We start from the raw sequence: 20969 nt of genomic DNA, 5'->3' as shown, positions 1-20969 counted from the left end.
CGTTATTTGTGGGTGGTTATTTGTTGGCGGCTTTTTGCTGTTCAAGCTGTGCAACTTGCTGTTCTAGCAGCTGGATACGCTCTTCTTTTTTACTACTCAGCTCATTCATCATACGCAGCTGGTCTTGCATCATGGTTTCTTGCTCTTTTAGCTGCGCGCTCTGCTCTGACAATCGACTTAGCTCTTCTTTGGCAATCGCCGGATCTTCAGGCAGTGTCGGTGCAAGAATTTCTTCTGGCGTGATTGCCGGTAGCGCTGCGGTCGCATGGGCTGAGCTAGTGGTTGCATCCACTGTGACGGTTGACGCGGCAGGCAAGCTAGCGCTAGCTTGTGGTTTTACCACAGGTGCTGCAGTTTTGGGTATTGCGTGCGCTTGGGTCTGCGTCTGTGTCTGCATCTGTGACTGCGCGGTGGATTTGTTCGGCTCGTTTGACTGCCCTATAAAAAACCATACCAAGGCAGCTAGAGCCAACCCTGCACCCACTAGCAACCCAAGTTGATTGCGTTTTTTTAACGTCCGTTTCGCTAGTGGTTGACTTGGCGGTCTTAAAAATGGGTTTGCTATCTGGGCGATAACCGCTTTAATTTCGGGTTTTGTTTTGGTTAATACAACCGGTGGCGTCGTTTCAATAGCCTCGATAGTCTCAATAATTTTTTTATCACTACTTTCGTCAGTATTTTCATCACTACTTTGTGATGCGATGGGCTGTGCTTGCGCGCTATGGGGGTTTGGTTCTAGGTTTAGGTCTGGGTCTGGCTTAGCTGCTAGCGGTAGGTTATCAATATCAAATGTCAGCGCGTTATCGGTTGTCTGTGACGGTACAGGCTGTGACACTGTCGATGTATTAGCAGTGTCTTGGAGAGTCACAGTGGTATTGGGTTCAACAACGCTGGGTAGCTCATCCAAATCAAAATCATCAAAACTCAGCTTTTTAGGCGCGACAGTATCAGCCGCTTTTGTATCATCTGCGGTATAGTCGGTTTTGCCATGAAGTAATTCGTCTTCCAACTGGTTTAAATCAATGGTATCTAGCGAAAACGCATTTGTGATTGCTGTCGTTTTTGGGGATGTGTCTGGGTAGTTAGTCGCTTGCATCGGCGCCTGAGTTGTATCAAGCTGCAACGCATTATCTGACACCCCTGTCGTTGGATTTTCAGCCAGCTGTGATGATGGATTGACATCTTTGCTAGTCGGGGCTATAGAGTCATTGTTTTTTTTTAGGCTAAATAATTTCATGTTGGGTCAATATCCCTATCCATGTCGGGCGGGTCAGATGTCTGTACGATTTCATGCTAGCGATGTATATGCCAAGCTGGCATGAAAATGATGGTGTACATTCGTTTGCTTGTTACTATAACAAACCGCAATCAAAAATAACAACTTTTGGCACAAAAACCTACTTTGAACGCCATAATTTGACCACCCTAATTGTATCAGGGACGCTTAAACTCGTTAACCTTGCCAAAATTTACCCAAACCGCTTAAACTTGGCTTATTTAAACCTAACAATACCCGCGCCATCGTCGCCATAATGAACAGTTTCCTGATGATTGGATTGCTGAATGTCAATGACATCATCGGGTGTTGGGCGACGCTCGTTATAGCCACATGCCGTACACTCGATATACTCATCATACTCGGGCTGATATAGCTGAATCTGAACAACTTTATCCAGTGCTTTGCAGCTTGGACAAGCCACCCCTGCCAAAAATTGACGTTTGGGGCGATTGGATTGATATCTCATAGTTTCTTCTTTTTAATAGCCTGTATTTTGACAACCGTGTTACCAAGCTTGGGTGTTGGCGTTATCAGTGTCATCGCTCAGCAGTTCATCATAGCTGCTGGTTAAAAATCCCGAGTGACGTAACAGCGCATCAATACGGGCTTCACGACCGCGAAATGCCTCAAAGTTGGCTTTTGCAGATTGGCTACCGCCTTTGGCTAAAATGTTATCACGGAAGGATTTGCCAGCGTTTTTATCAAAAATACTGGTTTCTTCAAACTTGCTAAACGCATCGGCTGACAACAGTTCTGCCCATTTGTAAGAATAATACCCTGCCGCATAGCCGCCTGCGAAAATATGGCTAAAGCCATTGGCAAAACGGTTATAACTGGCGGTCGGCATAATCGACACATCGGCACGCACGCTATCGAGTAACGCCAGTAACTGGTGATAGTCGGGTGCTGGGGTTTTGGCATGCAATAACAAATCAAATAGCGCAAACTCTAGCTGGCGCAGGGTTTGCATGCCGCTTTGGAAATTTTTGGCAGCGAGCATACTTTGTAGCATGCTCTCTGGCAACGTTTCACCGGTATCGACATGACGGCTGATTAATGCAATCCCTTCAGGGTGCCATGCCCAGTTTTCCATAAACTGACTGGGTAGCTCAACTGCATCCCACTCGACGCCATTCACGCCTGCCACATCGCCAACATTCACTTCAGTGAGCAGATGGTGCAACCCATGTCCAAACTCATGAAAAAGGGTTAACACTTCATCATGGGTTAATAAGCTAGGTTTGCCGCGCTGTGTACCCGTTGGCGCAGGGCTAAAATTTGCCACCATAAAACAAACAGGTAACTGCTGATAACCGCTATCATCGTGTTGATAACGCGCTTGAAAACCACTCATCCATGCGCCACCGCGTTTGCCAGGACGGGCATATAAATCAAAATAAAAACCACCGATAAGCTGCTGATGTTCATCAAAAACTTGATAAAAACGCACGTCATCATGCCAGCGCTGGGTGCTTGCAGTTTTATCTTCAATCTGAATGCCATACAGTTTTTGCACAATCTCAAATAAGCCTGCGATGACTGTCGGCACTGGGAAGTACGGACGCACTTGTTCTTGCGATAGATTAAATTGACGTTGTTTGACTTTTTCTGCCAGATACGCCGTATCCCAAGGTCGCACCTCATCGCCCTCATCACCGATGCCAAACGCCAAACCTTCAACTTGCAGTTGTTTTAAATCCTGCATGGCAAAGGGTCGTGCCTTGTCTGCCAAATCCCGTAAAAACTGCTCTACAGTGTCGACATTGTCCGCCATTTTGGTGGCAAGTGATAATTCAGCAAAATTGTCATAGCCCAATAATTGGGCTTTTTGTGCGCGTTTTGCCAAGATATCCGCCATGATATCGGCATTATTAAATTCTGGCTGCGCTGACAATTCAGAGGCACGAGTGACATACGCACGATACAAGGTTTCGCGTAACTCGCGGTCATCGGCATAGGTCATCACCGCAAGATAGACTGGGATATCAAGTGTCGCGACATAAGGTGTTGCCAATACTTGCTCAGGGAATTTTTCTGTGTATCGCCTGCCCGCATCTGCCAGCATGGCAAGCGCAGATTCAGGCAGTCCTGCCAGTTGCGATTCGCTTAACGGTAAAAAGTAGCTTTGGGTAGCATCGAGCACGTTATCGGAGAATTTAGCCGATAGCGTAGATAACTCGCTGGCAAGGGTAGCAAATTGCTGTTTTTGCGCCTCCGCTAAACCCACACCAGATAACTCAAAACTCTGTAGCGCCAAAGTCAACGAGCGTTGTCTTGCAGGCTCTAAACGCTCAAAAAATGACTGATCGCTCACCACACGCTGATAGCGTTGATACAGCGGGAGATGTTGACCAACCGCCGTACCGTAGGCAGAAAGCGCGGGCAATAATGCATGGTGCAGTTCACGGATTGGCTCATCACTGACCACGCTATTTAAGTGCGATAGCAAGCCCCAACTGCGGTCTAATGCTAAATTCACATGGTCAAAAGCGATGATATCATTGAGCGCTTGTTGGCTGCTGAGGTGTGCATCGTTAACTTGACTATTAGCTTGCCCAGCTTTGTTATCGAGGTCGGCTTCATCATCAAGCATAGTCAAAAACGCATGTCCATTCGCCAACGCCTCATCGATTGCCGTTTTGAGTCGCTCAAGCGCTAATTGATTAAATTCAACAAGGTGTAAATTTTTTGTCGGATTTTCTACATCGTTGGTCATACTGTTTTCCAATTTTTTATCGCTCGTTGATGATTGAAAGTAAAAGTCGTCATTGCCCAAAATTTTAGCATAAAAACCGCAACGCTTGGCAAAGCTACCCCATTTTGCTACACAGCTTTGCGACATAAATGTCGACAATCATTATATTGTGACAATTTTTTGTCAAAACAAGCCAGCGGTACAATTTCACGTTAAAATAATGCCATGTTTATCACTGTGATTTTATTATGCGCTCACTAACACCTAAAAAAATAACACCTAAGCCAGTAGCATCTAACGAAATAGTGTCTAACCAAGTATCAGGCGCCAAACAACCAAAAAACAGCCTAATCATCACCAGTTATAACATCCATAAAGGCATGTCACCCCTCAATCGTTTTGTCAAAATGGAAGGCATCGCTGCTGCACTTGACCAAGTGCAATCTGATATTATCTGTTTGCAGGAAGTCCAAGGTCAAAATCTCAAACGGGTGGTGAAATACAATGAATTTCCCGACCAGTCCCAACATGAATGGTTTGGCGAGTATCTACAGCTTGAAAACAGCTATGGCAAAAACGTCGAATATAACCACGGTCATCATGGCAATGCGGTACTAAGTCGCCATCCGCTCGACCCCAAACACAATGTCAATATCACAGTGAGCCGCCTTGAGCAGCGTGGTGTATTGCACTGCGAAATCCAGCCCAAAGGCTGGCATACGCCCATCATCGTGCTTTGCGCGCATCTAAACTTAAGGGAAAATGACCGTGAAAAACAATATGAGGTGATAAGCCAGTATATCAATAACGAAATCGACCAATCCACGCCGCTGATATTGGCAGGCGATTTCAATGACTGGAAAAAGTTATCCTGTCAAAAGCTTGGCTGTGACCTTAATTTACAAGAAGCCGTGCTGACCCACCATGGCAAATTACTGCCCACCTTCCCTGCCAAGCTTCCGGTATTAAGCCTTGACCGTATCTATGTCCGTAACCTACAAGTACACCGTGCTTGGGTGCATAAGGGACAACCTTGGTCAAATCTCTCTGACCATTTGCCGGTTAGTGCCGAAGTCAGTCTGCTGCCAGATTAGACATTAAAAGATTAACAGATTAAACTTGCATGATTTTTGCAGCAAGGTAGCCTAGCAATTTTTATAGACATGACTGTCAATTTTTGTCCTAGCGAAACCCGATTTGACGTTTTAAGCCACAGACTTTAGACGTCAGGCTTTAGACATCGGTTAGCCAAATTGACGCTACACTGGAAATCCTCATGCAGCCAAAATTACTCATTATTTTTGCGATATTAGGCATCACCGCACTCGCCATTTTTAACCTAATATCATCACATCGTACCCAGCAAGTCATTGCATCCAATCAAGCCAATAGTAGTGCCGCCTCGGCGCCCTTAGCCATAGCATCAAACGATACGTCATCGATTGGCGAGCAGCCTAAACAAGTGCTTGATAAGGCAACAACAGATTTGAATCAAACCGCTCAGACCTCATCCAACAACTTGGCGAGCGCAGAGAAAACCACGCAATAATAACTTGGCGTATTAGCTGCTAGCACCGCCAAGCAAGACTGGTTAAAGCGCATCAAGTGGCTAATATTAAGTCGCTAACATCAAATGACTAAGATTAAGTGGACAAAGGCGTTTTTTGTTTTAGTAGGTATTTGTTTCAACGATAAAAAAAGGGCAAATTATATTGCCCTTTTTTTCATTAACGAGATTTGTTGCGCGCGTTACTTTTATTTTTAGCGCTTTTTGCTTTCCTGACGTTCTCATTTGGCTTAGATGGCGCGTTAGGATTAGATGGCGCGTTGGGATTGGATTGAACAGAATTAGAGGCCGCTTGCGATTGACCGCGACTTTTGCCTTTACCGCGATTATTAAATGACGATTTTTCCAGCTGTGCCACCAAATCAAAATCAATCTGCCGGGTCTCCATATTGACGGCAGCGACTTTGACACGGATTTTATCACCCAGTCCAAACACCAGTCCTGATTTTTCACCAAATAACTGCTGCGCCTTGTCATCATATACAAAGTAATCTTCGCCCAAATGCGAGATATGAATCAAGCCATCAATGAATAAATCAGTGAGAGTCACAAACAAGCCAAAATTGGTCACTGTGGTAACCACTGCATCAAACGCTTCACCGATATGGTCTTTCATATAATGGGCTTTGAGCCACTGCTCAACAAAACGGCTGGCTTCATCGGCACGGCGCTCTGTCATTGAGGTCTGCTCACCCGCATCTTCTAGTGACCAATCTGGCAGCGGCGCTTTTTTGCCCGTCACTTTGGCTTTGATGGCACGGTGTAGCATCAAGTCGGGATAACGGCGAATCGGTGAGGTAAAGTGGCTGTATTCCTCATACGCAAGCCCAAAGTGCCCGATATTGGTCGCTGCATAGTTGGCTTGCTGCATGGAGCGCAGTAGCACACTATGGATACTAATCGCATCAGGGCGCTCGCGTGTCGCTTCAATGATACGCTGATAATCTGCCTGCGTCGGGTTTTCTTCAGGAAATGACAAACCAAAATGCTTCACAAAGTCACTGACGCGAGCGGCTTTTTCTGCCTCTGGGGTATCATGATTGCGATACAAGACCGGCAATTCATGCTTGAGCGAAAACTCAGCCGCGCAGGTATTTGCCAATAGCATCATCTCTTCGATGAGCTTATGCGAGTCACCACGCGTCCGTGCCACGATGGCGCTGATTTTGCCTGCTTCATCAAACTTGATATAAGTCTCTTGGGTTTCAAACTCCATCGCATGGCGCTGTTCGCGTTTGACCAATAGCACTTTGTACAAATCATACAGCACATCGATTGATTTTTTGACCGCTTTATTACCGGTGATAGTGACAGGCACTTCGGATTTGGGCGTTTCCCCTTGAACTTGGGCAAAATAATCATTGACTTGGTTATAAGTCAATCGCGCTTGAGAGTGCATCACGCTTGGATAAAACTCATAGCTGGTCACGTTACCGCTACGCGATAGTATGATGTCGGCTACCATACACAAGCGGTCAACACTTGGGTTTAAAGAGCAAAGCCCGTTGGAGAGTTTTTCAGGGAGCATCGGCACCACAAAATGCGGGAAATACACCGATGTACCACGCTCATAGGCTTCTTGGTCAAGTACTGAGTTGGCAGTTACATAATGACTGACATCGGCAATCGCGACCACCAAGCGGTAGCCACCGCCGCGACGTTTTTCGGCATAGACGGCATCATCAAAGTCGCGCGAGTCTTCGCCATCAATGGTGACTAGCGGCAAGGCACGTAAGTCGATACGGTCTTGATAGTCTTTTTGTGTCGGCTCTTTGTAGGCATCGACTTGCTGCATGACTTTTGGGCTAAATTCATGGGGAATATCGTAATTTAGCAGCGTAGTTTTGATAATCAATTCACGCTCGTTATCATCGACCAAGCTTTCAGTAATTTTCCCCGTCGCATATTCATGTTGGGTGGGATAGTCAATGATATCGACTTTGACGGGGTCACCCATTTTGAGTTGTAGCGCTTCGACGTTTTCTTCCGTCACCGTAATCGGTTGATGATTGTTTGGGCTAATCAGTTCTACAAAGTAACCATCGTCATCTTTTGCAAGTTTACCAATATATTGTAGCTGGGCATGGGATACCACTGACAACACACGACCCATCATACGACCACGGTTGTCGGTACTAGTGGCGATAGCTTTTACTTTATCGCCATGAAATACCCAGCGCATTTCAGTTTCATTCAAAAACAAATCCGGCATATCATCAAGCACGACAAAGCCAAAGCCTTTGGCATGGGCAGCGACCACGCCAGTTACGGCATCGTTCTCAGTCAATGGGCGATAAATATAAGGATTGCCGCCGTCGGCATCACGGCTTAATTGTCCATCCCGCAGCATAGCTTTTAAGCGGTTGCCCAGTGCGTCGTACTCATCGTCATCCAAATCAAAAATCGTCGCAAGCTCGTGTTGGGTAGCTTGTCCGCGCTCAAGTAGGGTTTGTAAAATCAGTACACGGCTTGGAATCGGGTTGTCATAGTTGGCTGCTTCAACAGCGGCATTGGGGTCTTGCCAATTTTTCATATTGTTGTCGTCTTTTCTTATCATTTAAAATTTGTCATTTAAACTTTGTCATGCAAATTATTTTATCACCTTCGTTAAATGCTAGGGGAAGTATTATCCATCACAGCGATAAAATCATGTTAAAATTTTGTTGCTCAGCTTAGTTTTAGTTCAGGCTTTGGCTCAGCTTAGGTTGTTTTAGGCTTTATCGCATTGTATATGGGTGCGTTGCAAGCGTTTTTAAATGGTTGGTTTTTAAATGGTTCGTTTTAAGCTTTAATATAGCTGGAATTAAGCTTTAATATAGCTGGCTTCGATAGCGAAAATATAGTTGGCTTCGGTAATGAGTGTTCAATGGCTAACGGTGAATCGCCACAGTGATATAGACAGTGACATAGATTGGTCAAAAAACTAACAGAGGGGAACCCATGAAAGCAAGAATTTTAGCGGTTGGACAAAAAATGCCAGCTTGGGTGCAGACGGGATTTGACGACTATCATAAACGTATTCAGCCCATGCTCAGCACCGAAATCGTTGAAATCCCCGCCTGCAAACGTACCAAAAACCCTTCGTCTGCCGAACTTGAAAAATATGCCATCACCGAAGGCGGGCTAATTCTGCAAGCGCACCAAGCCAAAAATTCAGCAGGCAAACGTGAGCAGCTGATTTGTCTAGACGTCCGCGGTAAGAATTTATCAACCGAAGATTTAGCGGCTAAAGTTGGCGAAGCCATGCAGTTGGGTGATGACATGGCGTTTGTGATTGGCGGTGCTGATGGCATTTCAAAAGAGGTTTTAGCCCATGCGACATTCAAATGGTCGCTGTCCAATCTTACCTTGCCGCATCCGCTCGTACGCGTGCTACTGATGGAGCAGCTGTACCGCGCTATGACCATTATCCATCATCATCCGTATCATCGCGGTGATTATTTTTAAGTTTTTTTAGTTAACCTTTTATGTTTGATTATGTATGAAATCGCTGACATGGCTTGTTTTTGCGAATTTTTCCCTTATTTAACCTATTAATCCTTTTTAGTTAATCCTTATTAATTCATTAGCATTTCTATTTATCACTGCAACTTTAAGAAAATTGATGGAAAAAACCGAGAAACAACCAATCAGCCTGCAGCCATTTTTACCCAAAACACCGTACCAGCTTTATACCTTGCCCAGTTTGTTTATCTCACATGGGGCGCCGACGATTGCGATCGAAAACAACCGTACTACCCAAGCGCTGAACAAATTTGGGCAAAATCTACCAAAACCACGCTTGATTATCATCATCTCTGCGCATTGGCAAAGCCAGCATCTAGAAATCAATGGCAATGCGGCGCCCGCTACTTGGCATGATTTTAGCGGCTTTCAAAAGAAACTGTATACAATCGATTATCCTGTCAAAGGCGATAGCCTGATTGCTGAGCAGCTGGCACAGCAGTTGCAGGCTTTGGGTGTTAGCACGTCGGTCAATCGACTGCGTCCCTTTGATCATGGGGTATGGTCGCCGCTAGTGCATTTGTATCCGCAGGCAGATGTGCCGATTGTGCAGCTTTCGCTGCCGCAGCATTTTGATAGTTATGCGTGTTTTCAGCTGGGGGCTTTATTAGCGCCGCTACGGGCAGAGCAAGTATTAATCATCGGCTCTGGCAGTGTCACCCATAATTTGGCGCAGGTACAGTTTGATAGTGGTGAGGTGGATGCTGAGGCACGTGAATTTAAATATTGGTTGATTCATCAACTCAAACAACATATGCCAACGGCTTTAGATTGGCGGTCACATCCATTTGCTCATCACAATCACCCCACCCCTGAGCATTTATTGCCGTTATTTTTTGCGGCAGGCGCAGGCTCAAAGATGAGTATCGTGCATGAAAGTTTTGCCCATTTTAGTTTGGGTATGGATGTGTATCGGTTTGACTAACCCTTAGTCCACATCCGCCACATCAAGATTTTTGTCGATTTGAAATACCAAAAATGCGCCGATAGTCATGAGCATAAACATGGTAATACCTAGCTTGGCGACGGGATTAAAGGGCAGGATATTTAATACTAATCCGCCAAAAATACCGACGACAAAGTTAAGAGAGCCTTGCAAGGCACTCGCCATGCCAGCGCGGTGTTTTTGAAATGCCAAAGCAATGGCACCTGAATTGGGCTGAGTGAGTCCTAACCCTGCAATACAACAAAAAATACTGGCGAGCACCAACGGCAGCCAAGCTTGCGTGCCAAAGACTAAGCCTAGCAGCATCAAACACGCTGCCGCGATTACTTGCATCACCGCCCCAAAGCGCAGCAAGCTGACTAGACGATAACGGTTCACCAACCATTGGTTGACCTGTGTCAACCCAATAAAACCTGCCGCATTCATGCCAAAAATCCAGCTAAAATGCTGCGGCGTCACCCCATATCCTTCCATAATTAGCTCAGGTGCCGCGCTGATATACACAAACATCGAACCCATCAGCAGCCCTGCGCCAATCGCAGGATAATTAAACTGGGTATCTTTGAGCAAATCCCAGTATTGACTGAGCACGTCATTCATCGGACGGTTGTTGCGAAACTCATCGGTCAAGGTTTCATGCAAAAACAGCCGGGTCAGCACGATATTTAAAATACCAAACCCCGCCAAAAACCAAAAAATCACCCGCCAACTGGCGACTTTTAACAACAACGACCCTAGGCTTGGTGCCAAAATCGGCGCAATCCCCATCACTAGGACCATCAGCGAAAAAGCCTTTGCCATTTGCTTAGGATGCAAGCGGTCACGAATCATCGCCCGCGACACCACCGTTCCCACACACGCACCCAACGCCTGTAGCGTTCGTGAGACAAACAACACGTATTCATTGGTGGTGGTTGCACACATCACCGAGGCAATCACATACAATACCATGCCCACATACAAGGGCTTGATGCGCCCAATCCGATCCGAAATCGGACCATAAAACAACTGCCCGACCACCAATCCCACAAAATAGGCAGGTACCGAATTAGACATAAAAGCCGTTGCTACGCCAAAATCTTTTGCCATACTGGGCAAGGCCGGCAAATACATATCAATCGACAGCGGACCGATAGCAATAATCAACCCCAAAATCATAATCCAAACTGTCGGATAGTCTAAGTCGTGCGATAGTTGAGGGTGCGGTGTTTGCGGTAGGTTCATAGTGATCAGTTTAAATAAAAAAGCGCGTCTAAATAAAAAAGCAGGTAAAAATCATAAGTCGGCTATTATAAACAAATTTTCCTAAAATATTTTTCGTTATCGTTTAGTTTATGTGAGCAATCAACCATGTAGATTGGCTAAAACACAGCATAAAAAAGGCAGCCTTTGCCACCTTTTTTAGCCTATACCTTGACAGCTTACTGCAAAAAAGTACCCAGACGTTGACCCATTGTCACCGGCACTGAATTATAAAGACCTGCGCCCCAAGCCATGCCCGCTGATTTTGGTAACACCACAATCGCCGTTGAGCCCAAATAAAACCGCCCAAGTTCATCGCCTTTTTTCAATGTCATCTGATGGGTTTGACGCTGCACGCGATCGCTACGTTTGATTTTGCCTGTGGCCACTGTTTCAATCCCTGCTACAATCATCGCCCCGACTAGCACAACGCAGGCTTTACCAAATTCGGTATCAAACACACACACGCAGCGCTCATTACGCGCAAACAAATCGGTAATGTTTTCAGCGGTCTCGTTATTGACCGAGAATAGCTGTCCTGGCACATAGATGGTTTCTACCAAGGTACCGTCAAACGGCATATGCACGCGGTGATAATTGGTCGGTGCCAAATACACGGTGACAAAACTCCCCTCTTGCATGGCTTTGCCAAGTTCATAATCGGCGAGCAATTGCCCGACTTCATACGATTTGCCTTTGGCTTGCAGGATTTGGTCTTTATCGATTTGCCCCAATTGCGATATCATGCCATCTGCAGGACAGATCAGCGCATCTGAGTCATCATCAATCTTGCGCGCGCCGTCTTTGAGCTCACGAGTAAAAAAATCATTAAAACTGTCATACTGAGAAAAGCTACCGCGCGCATATTCCTCTAGCTTGATGCCATACACCGAAGCAAAGGTACGAATAAAGGTTTTTTTCACCATCGGATGACGGCTTTGGGCAAGACGACCTGCGATTTCACTGATTTTTTGTTGTGGGACAAGCGATTGTAACGTCGTAAACAAGGTCATAAGTTACTCGAGATTGGCATTTTAAAGTTGGCTTATTATAATCAAAATCCCCCTTAGAATCACGGTATATTAAACACTGGGCTACGAGCTAAGCGACAAGCTAGCTTTTAAGTTAAGCCGCTTACGCTCAAACTGACGGATAGGAAAAATCATGAAAGCAGTATTACAACGGGTGAAATTTGCCAAAGTAGCAGTTAACCACGCGCCTCACCCACAACAAATCGTCGGCGAGATTGCACACGGCGTACTGGTCTACCTTGGACTTGGACATGATGATACGCTCGCCATGGGGCAAAAAATGATTGATAAAATCCTCACCTATCGCGTATTTGAAAATGAGCTAGGCAAAATGGATAAAAATGTGCAAGAGGTTAATGGCGGCTTACTGTTAGTGTCGCAGTTTACCCTCCTTGCCAATACCCAATCGGGTAGACGTCCTGATTTTAAGCCCGCGATGGCGCCCGATACTGCCAAAGCTTTGTTTGCCCAGATAGTAGCGTATGCCAAGACGCAATATGCAACCGTGCAAACAGGCGAATTTGGCGCAGATATGCAAGTCAGCAGTTGCAACGATGGTCCAATAAATTTTATTTTTGAACTGTGATGCGACCTATGTTAAGTACCAAAAATTGAGTCAAACGCCGAATTTTTTACAACACCACAAATAAAAGCCCTAAAAACTTATCATTGTCATTTTTTTGTCATATTCTGAAGTTGTAATATGGGCATTGTAATATTGTTGTCATAAAATTATTTTGACAAACAGTTGCCTATTTTTATCGCTTGAGAAATTTATGAAAAATGAAACTATTTTGGTAGTGGAAGATGAGCCTGCCATTCGAGAAATGATCGTGACCACACTAGAGATGGCAGGATTTGATTGTTTGCAAGCCTCAGAAGTCTCTCAAGCCCATCATTTGGTGGTCGATCATCGCCCTAACCTCATCTTATTAGATTGGATGCTACCCAATGGGCTATCAGGCATTGATTTATGCCGCCGCCTAAAGAAAGATGAAATGCTCTCTGAAATTCCTATTATCATGCTCACTGCCAAAGGTGAAGAAGACAACAAAGTTCAAGGACTTGACGCTGGGGCAGATGACTATATCACTAAGCCGTTTTCCACCCGTGAATTGGTTTCCCGTATCAAAGCGGTATTGCGCCGTAGTAGCGCATTGTCAGGCGAAAAACCCATTGATGTGGGCGGCTTGTCGCTAGACCCTGCCAGTCAGCGCGTGAGTGCCAATAACAAAGCGGTAGATATCGGACCGACAGAGTATCGGCTACTGGCTTTCTTTATGAGTCATCCCGAGCGGGCTTATACCCGTACCCAGCTACTCGATCAAGTTTGGGGTGGCAATGTGTATGTCGAAGATCGTACCATTGACGTGCATATCCGCCGCCTGCGTAAAGTGCTTGAGCCATTTGGGTTTGCGGACTATATCCAAACTGTACGTGGCACAGGCTATCGCTTTTCTAATAAAATCGACTAACAATAGTCTGATTAATCGCATTGAAATTTTTGCCAACTTATCCCAACTTCGCTATAGTAAGCTTTCTCAATGGACGCTAGAAAAATTAATATGTGGTCGAGCATTTTACCCGTGGTGACAGTTGGGGTTGCGGGGCTGTTGATTGGCGGGCTATTAGGGTTTTGGGGTTGGGGACTGGCGATAGGGCTTTGCCTGTATCAGCTATATTTTTTATGGTCGATACAACGCTTTAAAGCATGGTACAACAAAAACCCCGATGAGCCGCCGCCTGCATTTGAGTCCAACCTTAGTGTCGTTGCCAGCAATATCTACCAAGTCAATCGCCAAGAGAAATTGGCGCATCAGCAAACCGTTTCGCTGGTGCAAAAAGTGCGTGACTCGCTGAGCGCATTGCAAGACTCGATTATTCTGATTGATAAAAACGACTGTATCGAATGGTGGAACAACTCTGCCGAGCGGCTTTTTCAATTTAAAGCGCCCGACCAAGGTCGCAATGTGTTGACCATTATTCGCAACCCGCTTTTTCATCAATATTATCACCACATTGAAGACTATCCAGATGGTGTGCGTATCCATAACCCGTCTAATATCGAGCGCTATGTGCAGTGCAAGATTACCAAATTTGGGCAAGAAAAATTACTGCTGATTTATGATGTCACCCGTTTTCAGCATTTAGAACAGATGCGAAAAGACTTTGTGGCCAATGTTTCGCATGAACTTCGCACACCGCTTACCGTCATCATGGGGTATGTGGAGACTTTGAGTGAACAGCCTGATTTAGATCCGCGTATTGCTCGCGCGTTTACTCAGATGATGCAGCAAAGTCAGCGCATGAATAACATCATCAATGACTTACTGTTATTATCTCGACTAGAGAACGATGAAAAACCTACTGAGCCCAAAGACATTGATATTCCCAAAATGCTGATGCAATTGTTTGACGATGCGCAAATGTACAACAAGTCATACGACCATATGATTCATTTGCATATCGACAGCACGTTACATATTTTGGGTTATGAAGATTATCTGCGAAGTGCGCTCAGTAACCTGATTACCAATGCCATGAAATACACCCCCAAAGGTGGGGAGATTAGTATTAGCTGGCATGAGTGTGACGCGGGGGTATGTTTTAGCGTGACCGACAATGGCATTGGTATCGAGCAGCGCCATATTCAGCGCTTAACCGAGCGTTTTTATCGCGTGGACACGGGTCGAAGCCGTGACACAGGGGGTACTGGTTTGGGGCTAGCAATTGTTAAGCATGTCTTGTATCAGCATCATGCCACCTTGGATATCACCTCCACAGTTGGCAAAGGCTCGACCTTTACTGTGACCTTTCCAAAATCTGCTAGTATCCCAACCCAATCCCTTAATCCTGCAAGCCCACAAAGTTAAAATTTACTGGTGGCTGACGCCCTTGCATGATATCAGCCATCGCTTTTGCTGAGCCGTTCGAGTGCGTCCAGCCCAAAGTGCCATGTCCGGTGTTGAGATACAAATTATCAATACGTCCTTGGCGATTGACCGCGCGACCGATAATCGGCACATTTGACGGTGTCATCGGTCGCAGCCCTGTCCAATAATTCGGCTCGGTCAAATCTACCGCATCTCCAAACACCTCTCTCACCCGCCGCGTAATCGCTTGGCAACGAATGGGATTTAGCTCAAGGTTAAAACTGTTAAATTCAGCCGTTCCTGCTACTCGCAAGCGATCGCCTAAGCGCGAGTATACCAGTTTAAACTCATCATCAATCAAGCTTACATAAGGTGTCTCATCGGGTCGCAACACAGCATAAGTGGCTGAATAGCCTTTGGCAGGATAGATGGGTAGATTGATACCCAATGCTTTGACTAAGGCAGGACTATAGCTCCCTAACGCCAGTACATACGCATCGGCGGACAGTATCTGTGACTGCGCTGGCAAAGCGGTATTGTCTCTACTATCAACGGAGATTACTTCCACACCATCAATGTGTTGGTTATGATAAATAAGTCGTTTGATAGCAGTATTAAATAAAAATGTTACCCCTTGCTGTTGACAAAGTGCTGCCAAGCGATGAGTGAATTTTTGGGCATCCCCTGATTCATCAAGTGCCGTATAAGTCGCTCCAACCAATTCTTTGCCAATACCAGTTAACGCAGGCTCTAATTCTATCGCTTTATCCACACTAATCACTTGCCGATCACAACCCAATTGCTGCATCCGTTTAGTGGGTGCTATCGCTGCCTGAAACTCAGCATGATCGGTATAAAAATGCATAATACCGCGTGTCAGACAGTCATAATCAATGTGTGTTTGCGCCCTAACCTCCCCCAGTATCTGCCGAGAGTATAATCCTAAATTGACCATCTGCACCAAATTAGCATCGGCACTTTTCGCATTGCATTGCTGCAAAAACTGCCAACCCCATCGCCACAGTGCCATATCAGGGGCTGTATCTTGCGCTGTACTGCCGGGCAAACCCAACAACCGACGCCAGCGAAACAACAATGGGGCATCTTCTCGAAATAACCATTTTAGCGCTTTATAGGGTGTATCAGGATTTGCCCAAGGCGTGGCATGTGACACAGATATTTGCCCACCATTGGCAAACGATGTTGACAATGCCGCACTACTTTCGCGCTCGATTACCGTTACCTCAAACCCTGCTTGTCGAAGCTGCCAAGCAGTAGTGACACCCACCACCCCCGCACCAAGCACGATAACCTGCTTTGTCATAACTTGCCTTACTGTCGTTAGCTGATGAATATGTATAGATAAAAAATGTAGATTGACTAGCAATCAATAAAAAGCCCCCAGTTATCATGGAGGCTTTTTTTCATTTATAAATAACATGGGCTGAAATTTTAATCTATCAGCGTGGGCACAAAGCGTTATTTGCTTAATTTACTGCTGATTTCACGTAGCAATAGTACTTCTTCTGAAGGTTCTGGTGCAGCCGCTTCTTGCGCTTCGCTTTGACGGCGTAGGCGGTTCATGGCTTTCACCAACATAAAAATGATAAATGCCAAAATAATAAAGTTGATTAAGATGGTGACAAAATTACCATATGCAAATACAGGCACACCCGCTTTTTTGAGCGCATCATACGTCATAGCGGTGCCTGCAGGTACATCACCTAACACCACAAACATATTGGTAAAGTCGATTCTGCCGCCCATAATCGCAGAGATAATCGGCATAATAATATCTTCTACCAACGACGTGGTGATTTTACCAAATGCGCCGCCGATGATGACACCCACTGCCAAATCCATCACATTGCCTTTGAGGGCAAACTCTTTAAATTCTGACATCATACTCATATAACTTCTCCTATTTCAAAATAATTGCTACAATCGTTGACTAAAAAACCCTTATCATCATAAGGAATTGTGTAAAATTTTAAATCTTTGCTTTGCCAGTGTGTAGATTAAATTAAAAAAGCTTGTAACAGGTACAAGCTTTTTGTAAATAAATGTTAGGCTTTTTCAAAATTTTATAGCTTAGACCCGCTATTATTTACGACCGTTACGTTTACGCTCATTTTCAGTCAAGTATTTTTTGCGTAGACGAATTGATTTTGGTGTCACCTCAACCAGCTCATCATCTTCAATAAATTCAAGCGCTTGTTCAAGGGTAAAAATGATTGGCGGCGTTAAAATAATCGCATCATCGGTACCACTGGCGCGCACGTTCGTCAACTGTTTTGCTTTGGTTGGATTGACTACCATGTCATCGCTACGTGAGTTTTGACCGACAATCATACCTTCATAGACTTCAGTTTGTGGTGATACAAACATACGACCACGTTCTTGAAGATTAAATAGCGCATAGCCCAATACAGTACCATTCACCATAGAAATCAACACACCATTTTGGCGTTTTGCCACATCGCCTGTTTTGACAGGACCATAATGTGAGAAACTTGAAGTCATGATACCAGTACCTGAGGTAATGGTTAAGAACTCAGAGCGAAAACCAATCAAACCACGTGACGGCACCACCGCTTCAATACGGATACGGCCTTTGCCGTCAACTTCCATATTGGTCAATTCGCCTTTACGGTAGCCCATTTGCTCCATTACCGCGCCTTGGTGCTGTTCTTCAACATCAAAAATCACATTTTCAAACGGCTCTTGTTTCTCACCTTCGATTTCACGAACAATTACTTCTGGACGTGATACACCCAGCTCAAAACCTTCACGGCGCATATTCTCAATCAATACAGACAAGTGAAGTTCTCCACGACCTGAGACTTTAAATTTATCAGGACTGTCGGTATCTTCCACGCGAAGTGCCACGTTATGAATTAACTCACGTTCTAGGCGCTCACGAATATTGCGTGACGTCACGAATTTACCTTCTTTACCCGCGAATGGTGAGTTGTTCACTTGGAAAGTCATCGATACGGTTGGCTCATCGACACTTAGCGCTGGTAAGGCTTCTACGTTTTGTGGATCACAGATAGTATCAGAAATATTTAACGCATCGATACCCGTGATACAGACGATATCACCGGCCTGCGCCATAGGTACTTCGATACGGTCAAGACCATGGTAACCCATAATTTGTAGGATACGGCCGTTACGTTTATTACCTTCTTTATCCACAATTGTTACAGGCGTATTGGTTTTAACTGACCCACGCTGAATACGACCGATACCAATCAAACCTTTGAAGTTATCATAATCAAGGCTTGAAATCTGCATACGGAATGGACCGTCCGTATCCACCTGTGGTGGCTCAACGACATTAACGATGGTTTCAAACAATGGCTGCATATCTTCTGCAAGCTCGTCAGGCGATAACCCTGCAATACCATTCATGGCAGAGGTATAAACGATGGGAAAATCTAGCTGCTCATCTGTCGCACCCAAATTATCAAACAAATCAAACACCTGATCCATGACCCAGTCTGGACGGGCGCTTGGTTTATCAATTTTATTAATCACCACGATTGGCTTTAAGCCACGGGCAAATGCTTTTGAGGTCACAAAACGGGTTTGTGGCATAGGACCATCAACGGCATCAACTAATAACAACACACAGTCAACCATCGACATCACACGTTCAACTTCACCACCGAAGTCAGCGTGACCGGGGGTGTCGACGATGTTAATACGGTATTCAACGCCGTCTTTAGGATTGGTCCATTTGATCGCCGTATTTTTGGCTAAAATGGTAATACCACGCTCTTGCTCTAATGCGTTAGAGTCCATGACGCGTTCAACTTCTGCGGCACGCTCACCAAAAGTACCTGATTGTTGTAACAGTTTATCGACTAGAGTAGTTTTACCATGGTCAACGTGGGCAATAATCGCAATATTGCGAAGATTTTTGATTGAATCTGACATAAAAAAATAGCTCTTGAAAATTCGGCTAGGAAGGAAAATTAAAACACGCGGTAGTATAACATCTTATCGTTAAAAATAGATTAAATTTATCTAAGTTGAGTTTATAGCTGATAATAAAAATAAAAAAAGCTACCAACGAGGGTAGCTTTTTTTATTTAATAACTAATTATTGTACGTTCATGTCTTTAGTTTGAACAGTTGTGCCAGAGTTGTTACCAGTGATGATAGCATATACACGACGGTTCATTGCACGGCCTTCAGCAGTGTTGTTGTCTGCGATTGGGCGGTCATAACCGTAACCCACTGTGCTAATACGTTGTGGTGCAACACCAAATTGGTTAACTAACATTGATTTAACCGCATTTGCACGTGCTTCAGACAAACGTTGGTTGTAACGCGCAGATGGACCAGTTTTTGAAGCGTGACCTTCAATTGAAGCTGTTGAATTTGGATATTCATTCATTTTTTCAGCAACTTTTTGGATTTCTGGTTTGTACTGATCTTTGATGACAGTTTTGTCATTGTCAAAGAATACACGTAATTCCATACGTAATGAATCATCAAATGGGATTTCACGTGGGCAACCGTCAGCATCTACAACAACATTTAATGGAGTGCCTGGGCATTTGTCAACGCTATTTGGTACGCCATCTTGGTCATCATCACCATCAGTCAAAACGATTGGCTCAACGGGAGTAGGTTCAACCAATGGTGCTGCTGGTGCCAAGTGACCACCTAGAACCACGTTAAGACCTGCTAACGCTAGACCTTCCCACCAATCGTTATCGAAGTTATAGATCGCACGACCTTCACCACGTAAGCTTAATGCGTCATTGATTCGGTAGTAAGCACCAAGACCTAAGTTACCGATAGTGTCTTTAGAAGTTGCTTTGCTGCCATCATCAAATGCCATTGAGGTTTTTGATTGACCTGCACCGATTAACACATATGGCTTGAATGGGCTGTTAGTATAGCCACTAAAGGTTTCAGTACCGATAGTAAAGTTACCTGAGTATGATTTTTGTTCAAACTTATGTCCGTTAACTTTATCGCCATTGGCATACAATGCGTCAGAATCAGTTTCACCGTACTCTAATTCAAGTGCGATAGTAGGTGTCAATTCGATACCAATACCTGCACCAGTGTACAAGTCGTTACGTTGATGAGTACCTGCGAATTGCTCACCTTGTTTATCTTCAGTTTTGCTGATACCGTCTACATAATGATAACCTAGTAGTAAAGGTGTAACAGTAACGCCTGCGTTAGCGGCTACTGGCATAACAGCTGCAGCAACAACTGCTAGAGCGATTTTATTTAGCTTCATAGAATTCCTCCAAAGGATTGGCTCATTTTAAATTAAAATAACCTGACAGTTAATTCACAAAATAACACATCAAAACACATGCAATTTATGAACTTGTTAAATATAGCTTAACGCCTAAAAATTGTGTTTACAACTCTTTTTTTTACATTGCTACACAATATTACACGAACATCACAATATGTTATATTTTTATTTTTTAGTAGCTAAGCTAATCACTTTCGCCCGATACTAAAAATTCAACAACCATCATGATTCGACATTACACATCAGAACTATACACTTATCTTGAGAAGGATTTTAATACAGTCTATTTAAATTTACCATATCTTAAATTCATACTGTCACTAAATGATACATTCTAGTGACATTCATTTACTTAATGTGTGAGTGATACATTTGCCATACCACTAAAACAGTTTCGTCTAGATAATGGCTTAACATTAATAACATCGTATAGATGATTTAACATGTAAACCCATCAATCGGTTTTGAAGACTTCAGCAGGTCAGACAGTACCAGTCTTTTGGTCGCTTTTATTAGCGTTATAACCAGCTAATCCTATCTTT

The 20969-nt window shown here is 44.5% G+C and carries 17 protein-coding genes; 7 read left to right on the top strand and 10 right to left on the bottom strand.

Features of this window, described 5'->3' with window-relative positions; translation table 11 throughout:
* Window positions 1-16: 16 nt before the first annotated feature.
* The 3 genes from RT084_RS03250 to RT084_RS03240 form a co-directional block, all read right to left on the bottom strand.
* Complete coding sequence (locus RT084_RS03250; protein WP_313097640.1) at window positions 17-1237, bottom strand: hypothetical protein; 1221 nt, start codon at window positions 1235-1237, stop codon at window positions 17-19.
* Between the two features lie 256 nt (window positions 1238-1493).
* Window positions 1494-1745 (bottom strand): YheV family putative metal-binding protein, encoded by a 252-nt coding sequence (locus RT084_RS03245; protein WP_312384734.1) that lies wholly within the window; start codon window positions 1743-1745, stop codon window positions 1494-1496.
* Between the two features lie 39 nt (window positions 1746-1784).
* Entirely contained in the window at window positions 1785-3995 is a 2211-nt protein-coding gene (locus tag RT084_RS03240; protein WP_312384732.1) for a M3 family metallopeptidase, read from the bottom strand.
* A 284-nt stretch (window positions 3996-4279) separates the two neighbouring features.
* Here RT084_RS03240 and RT084_RS03235 point away from each other — a divergent pair, with 284 nt between their 5' ends.
* Together RT084_RS03235 and RT084_RS03230 are read left to right on the top strand one after the other, a co-directional pair.
* Window positions 4280-5068 (top strand): endonuclease/exonuclease/phosphatase family protein, encoded by a 789-nt coding sequence (locus tag RT084_RS03235; protein WP_284035078.1) that lies wholly within the window; start codon window positions 4280-4282, stop codon window positions 5066-5068.
* Between the two features lie 182 nt (window positions 5069-5250).
* Complete coding sequence (locus tag RT084_RS03230; RefSeq protein ID WP_203172435.1) at window positions 5251-5523, top strand: hypothetical protein; 273 nt, start codon at window positions 5251-5253, stop codon at window positions 5521-5523.
* Between the two features lie 178 nt (window positions 5524-5701).
* Here RT084_RS03230 and rnr read toward each other — a convergent pair whose 3' ends face one another.
* Window positions 5702-8098: a ribonuclease R gene (gene rnr / locus RT084_RS03225; RefSeq protein WP_409519589.1), complete on the bottom strand. Its 2397-nt coding sequence runs from the start codon at window positions 8096-8098 to the stop codon at window positions 5702-5704.
* Window positions 8099-8481: 383 nt separating this feature from the next.
* On the opposite strand from rnr, the gene rlmH reads away from it, so the two are divergent.
* Both rlmH and RT084_RS03215 read left to right on the top strand, forming a co-directional pair.
* Window positions 8482-8988, top strand: coding sequence for a 23S rRNA (pseudouridine(1915)-N(3))-methyltransferase RlmH (gene rlmH, locus RT084_RS03220; protein ID WP_203172436.1), 507 nt, complete (start codon window positions 8482-8484; stop codon window positions 8986-8988).
* A gap of 157 nt (window positions 8989-9145) precedes the next feature.
* Window positions 9146-9970: a DODA-type extradiol aromatic ring-opening family dioxygenase gene (locus RT084_RS03215; protein WP_219299572.1), complete on the top strand. Its 825-nt coding sequence runs from the start codon at window positions 9146-9148 to the stop codon at window positions 9968-9970.
* Window positions 9971-9973: 3 nt separating this feature from the next.
* Here RT084_RS03215 and RT084_RS03210 read toward each other — a convergent pair whose 3' ends face one another.
* A complete protein-coding gene (locus tag RT084_RS03210) occupies window positions 9974-11215 on the bottom strand; it encodes a multidrug effflux MFS transporter (RefSeq protein ID WP_312384726.1) in 1242 nt (413 codons plus the stop codon).
* A 197-nt stretch (window positions 11216-11412) separates the two neighbouring features.
* Complete coding sequence (gene asd, locus RT084_RS03205) at window positions 11413-12246, bottom strand: archaetidylserine decarboxylase (RefSeq protein WP_100274153.1); 834 nt, start codon at window positions 12244-12246, stop codon at window positions 11413-11415.
* Between the two features lie 151 nt (window positions 12247-12397).
* Between asd and dtd the strand changes: the two genes are divergently transcribed.
* The 3 genes from dtd (at window position 12398) to phoR (ending at window position 15137) form a co-directional block, all read left to right on the top strand.
* On the top strand, window positions 12398-12850 hold the full coding sequence (dtd, locus tag RT084_RS03200) for a D-aminoacyl-tRNA deacylase (RefSeq protein ID WP_007115105.1): 453 nt from the start codon (window positions 12398-12400) through the stop codon (window positions 12848-12850).
* A 190-nt stretch (window positions 12851-13040) separates the two neighbouring features.
* Window positions 13041-13739 carry a phosphate regulon transcriptional regulator PhoB gene (gene phoB, locus RT084_RS03195; protein WP_007115106.1) on the top strand — a complete coding sequence of 233 codons (699 nt, stop codon included), beginning with the start codon at window positions 13041-13043 and terminating at the stop codon, window positions 13737-13739.
* A 90-nt stretch (window positions 13740-13829) separates the two neighbouring features.
* A complete protein-coding gene (phoR, locus tag RT084_RS03190; RefSeq protein ID WP_312384720.1) occupies window positions 13830-15137 on the top strand; it encodes a phosphate regulon sensor histidine kinase PhoR in 1308 nt (435 codons plus the stop codon).
* Here phoR and RT084_RS03185 read toward each other — a convergent pair.
* The 4 genes from RT084_RS03185 to RT084_RS03170 form a co-directional block, all read right to left on the bottom strand.
* Window positions 15112-16524 (bottom strand): D-amino acid dehydrogenase, encoded by a 1413-nt coding sequence (locus tag RT084_RS03185; protein ID WP_312115343.1) that lies wholly within the window; start codon window positions 16522-16524, stop codon window positions 15112-15114. The genes phoR and RT084_RS03185 overlap by 26 nt on opposite strands.
* Before the next feature lie 92 nt (window positions 16525-16616).
* Complete coding sequence (gene mscL, locus RT084_RS03180) at window positions 16617-17048, bottom strand: large conductance mechanosensitive channel protein MscL (RefSeq protein ID WP_036595296.1); 432 nt, start codon at window positions 17046-17048, stop codon at window positions 16617-16619.
* Window positions 17049-17240: 192 nt separating this feature from the next.
* Window positions 17241-19079, bottom strand: coding sequence for a translational GTPase TypA (typA, locus tag RT084_RS03175; RefSeq protein WP_160000965.1), 1839 nt, complete (start codon window positions 19077-19079; stop codon window positions 17241-17243).
* Window positions 19080-19245: 166 nt separating this feature from the next.
* The gene (locus tag RT084_RS03170; protein ID WP_312384717.1) at window positions 19246-20403 is read right to left on the bottom strand and encodes an OmpA family protein; all 1158 of its coding nucleotides are present in this window, start codon (window positions 20401-20403) and stop codon (window positions 19246-19248) included.
* Window positions 20404-20969: the final 566 nt, after the last annotated feature.

Source organism: Moraxella sp. CTOTU48717 (assembly GCF_032057165.1).
Lineage (GTDB): Bacteria > Pseudomonadota > Gammaproteobacteria > Pseudomonadales > Moraxellaceae > Faucicola > Faucicola tetraodonis.
The sequence above is the reverse complement of the archived record's forward strand: the minus strand, read 5'-3'. Positions and strand labels throughout refer to the sequence as shown.

Excerpts from the sequence above, each read along its gene's own strand:
- dtd (WP_007115105.1), top strand. The coding sequence starts at position 12,398 with ATGAAAGCAGTATTACAACGGGTGAAATTTGCCAAAGTAGCAGTTAAC.
- RT084_RS03240 (WP_312384732.1), bottom strand. The coding sequence starts at position 3,995 with ATGACCAACGATGTAGAAAATCCGACAAAAAATTTACACCTTGTTGAA.
- phoR (WP_312384720.1), top strand. The coding sequence starts at position 13,830 with ATGTGGTCGAGCATTTTACCCGTGGTGACAGTTGGGGTTGCGGGGCTG.
- RT084_RS03245 (WP_312384734.1), bottom strand. The coding sequence starts at position 1,745 with ATGAGATATCAATCCAATCGCCCCAAACGTCAATTTTTGGCAGGGGTG.
- rlmH (WP_203172436.1), top strand. The coding sequence starts at position 8,482 with ATGAAAGCAAGAATTTTAGCGGTTGGACAAAAAATGCCAGCTTGGGTG.
- RT084_RS03250 (WP_313097640.1), bottom strand. The coding sequence starts at position 1,237 with ATGAAATTATTTAGCCTAAAAAAAAACAATGACTCTATAGCCCCGACT.
- RT084_RS03230 (WP_203172435.1), top strand. The coding sequence starts at position 5,251 with ATGCAGCCAAAATTACTCATTATTTTTGCGATATTAGGCATCACCGCA.
- RT084_RS03215 (WP_219299572.1), top strand. The coding sequence starts at position 9,146 with ATGGAAAAAACCGAGAAACAACCAATCAGCCTGCAGCCATTTTTACCC.
- RT084_RS03170 (WP_312384717.1), bottom strand. The coding sequence starts at position 20,403 with ATGAAGCTAAATAAAATCGCTCTAGCAGTTGTTGCTGCAGCTGTTATG.
- phoB (WP_007115106.1), top strand. The coding sequence starts at position 13,041 with ATGAAAAATGAAACTATTTTGGTAGTGGAAGATGAGCCTGCCATTCGA.
- typA (WP_160000965.1), bottom strand. The coding sequence starts at position 19,079 with ATGTCAGATTCAATCAAAAATCTTCGCAATATTGCGATTATTGCCCAC.
- mscL (WP_036595296.1), bottom strand. The coding sequence starts at position 17,048 with ATGAGTATGATGTCAGAATTTAAAGAGTTTGCCCTCAAAGGCAATGTG.
- rnr (WP_409519589.1), bottom strand. The coding sequence starts at position 8,098 with ATGATAAGAAAAGACGACAACAATATGAAAAATTGGCAAGACCCCAAT.
- RT084_RS03210 (WP_312384726.1), bottom strand. The coding sequence starts at position 11,215 with ATGAACCTACCGCAAACACCGCACCCTCAACTATCGCACGACTTAGAC.
- asd (WP_100274153.1), bottom strand. The coding sequence starts at position 12,246 with ATGACCTTGTTTACGACGTTACAATCGCTTGTCCCACAACAAAAAATC.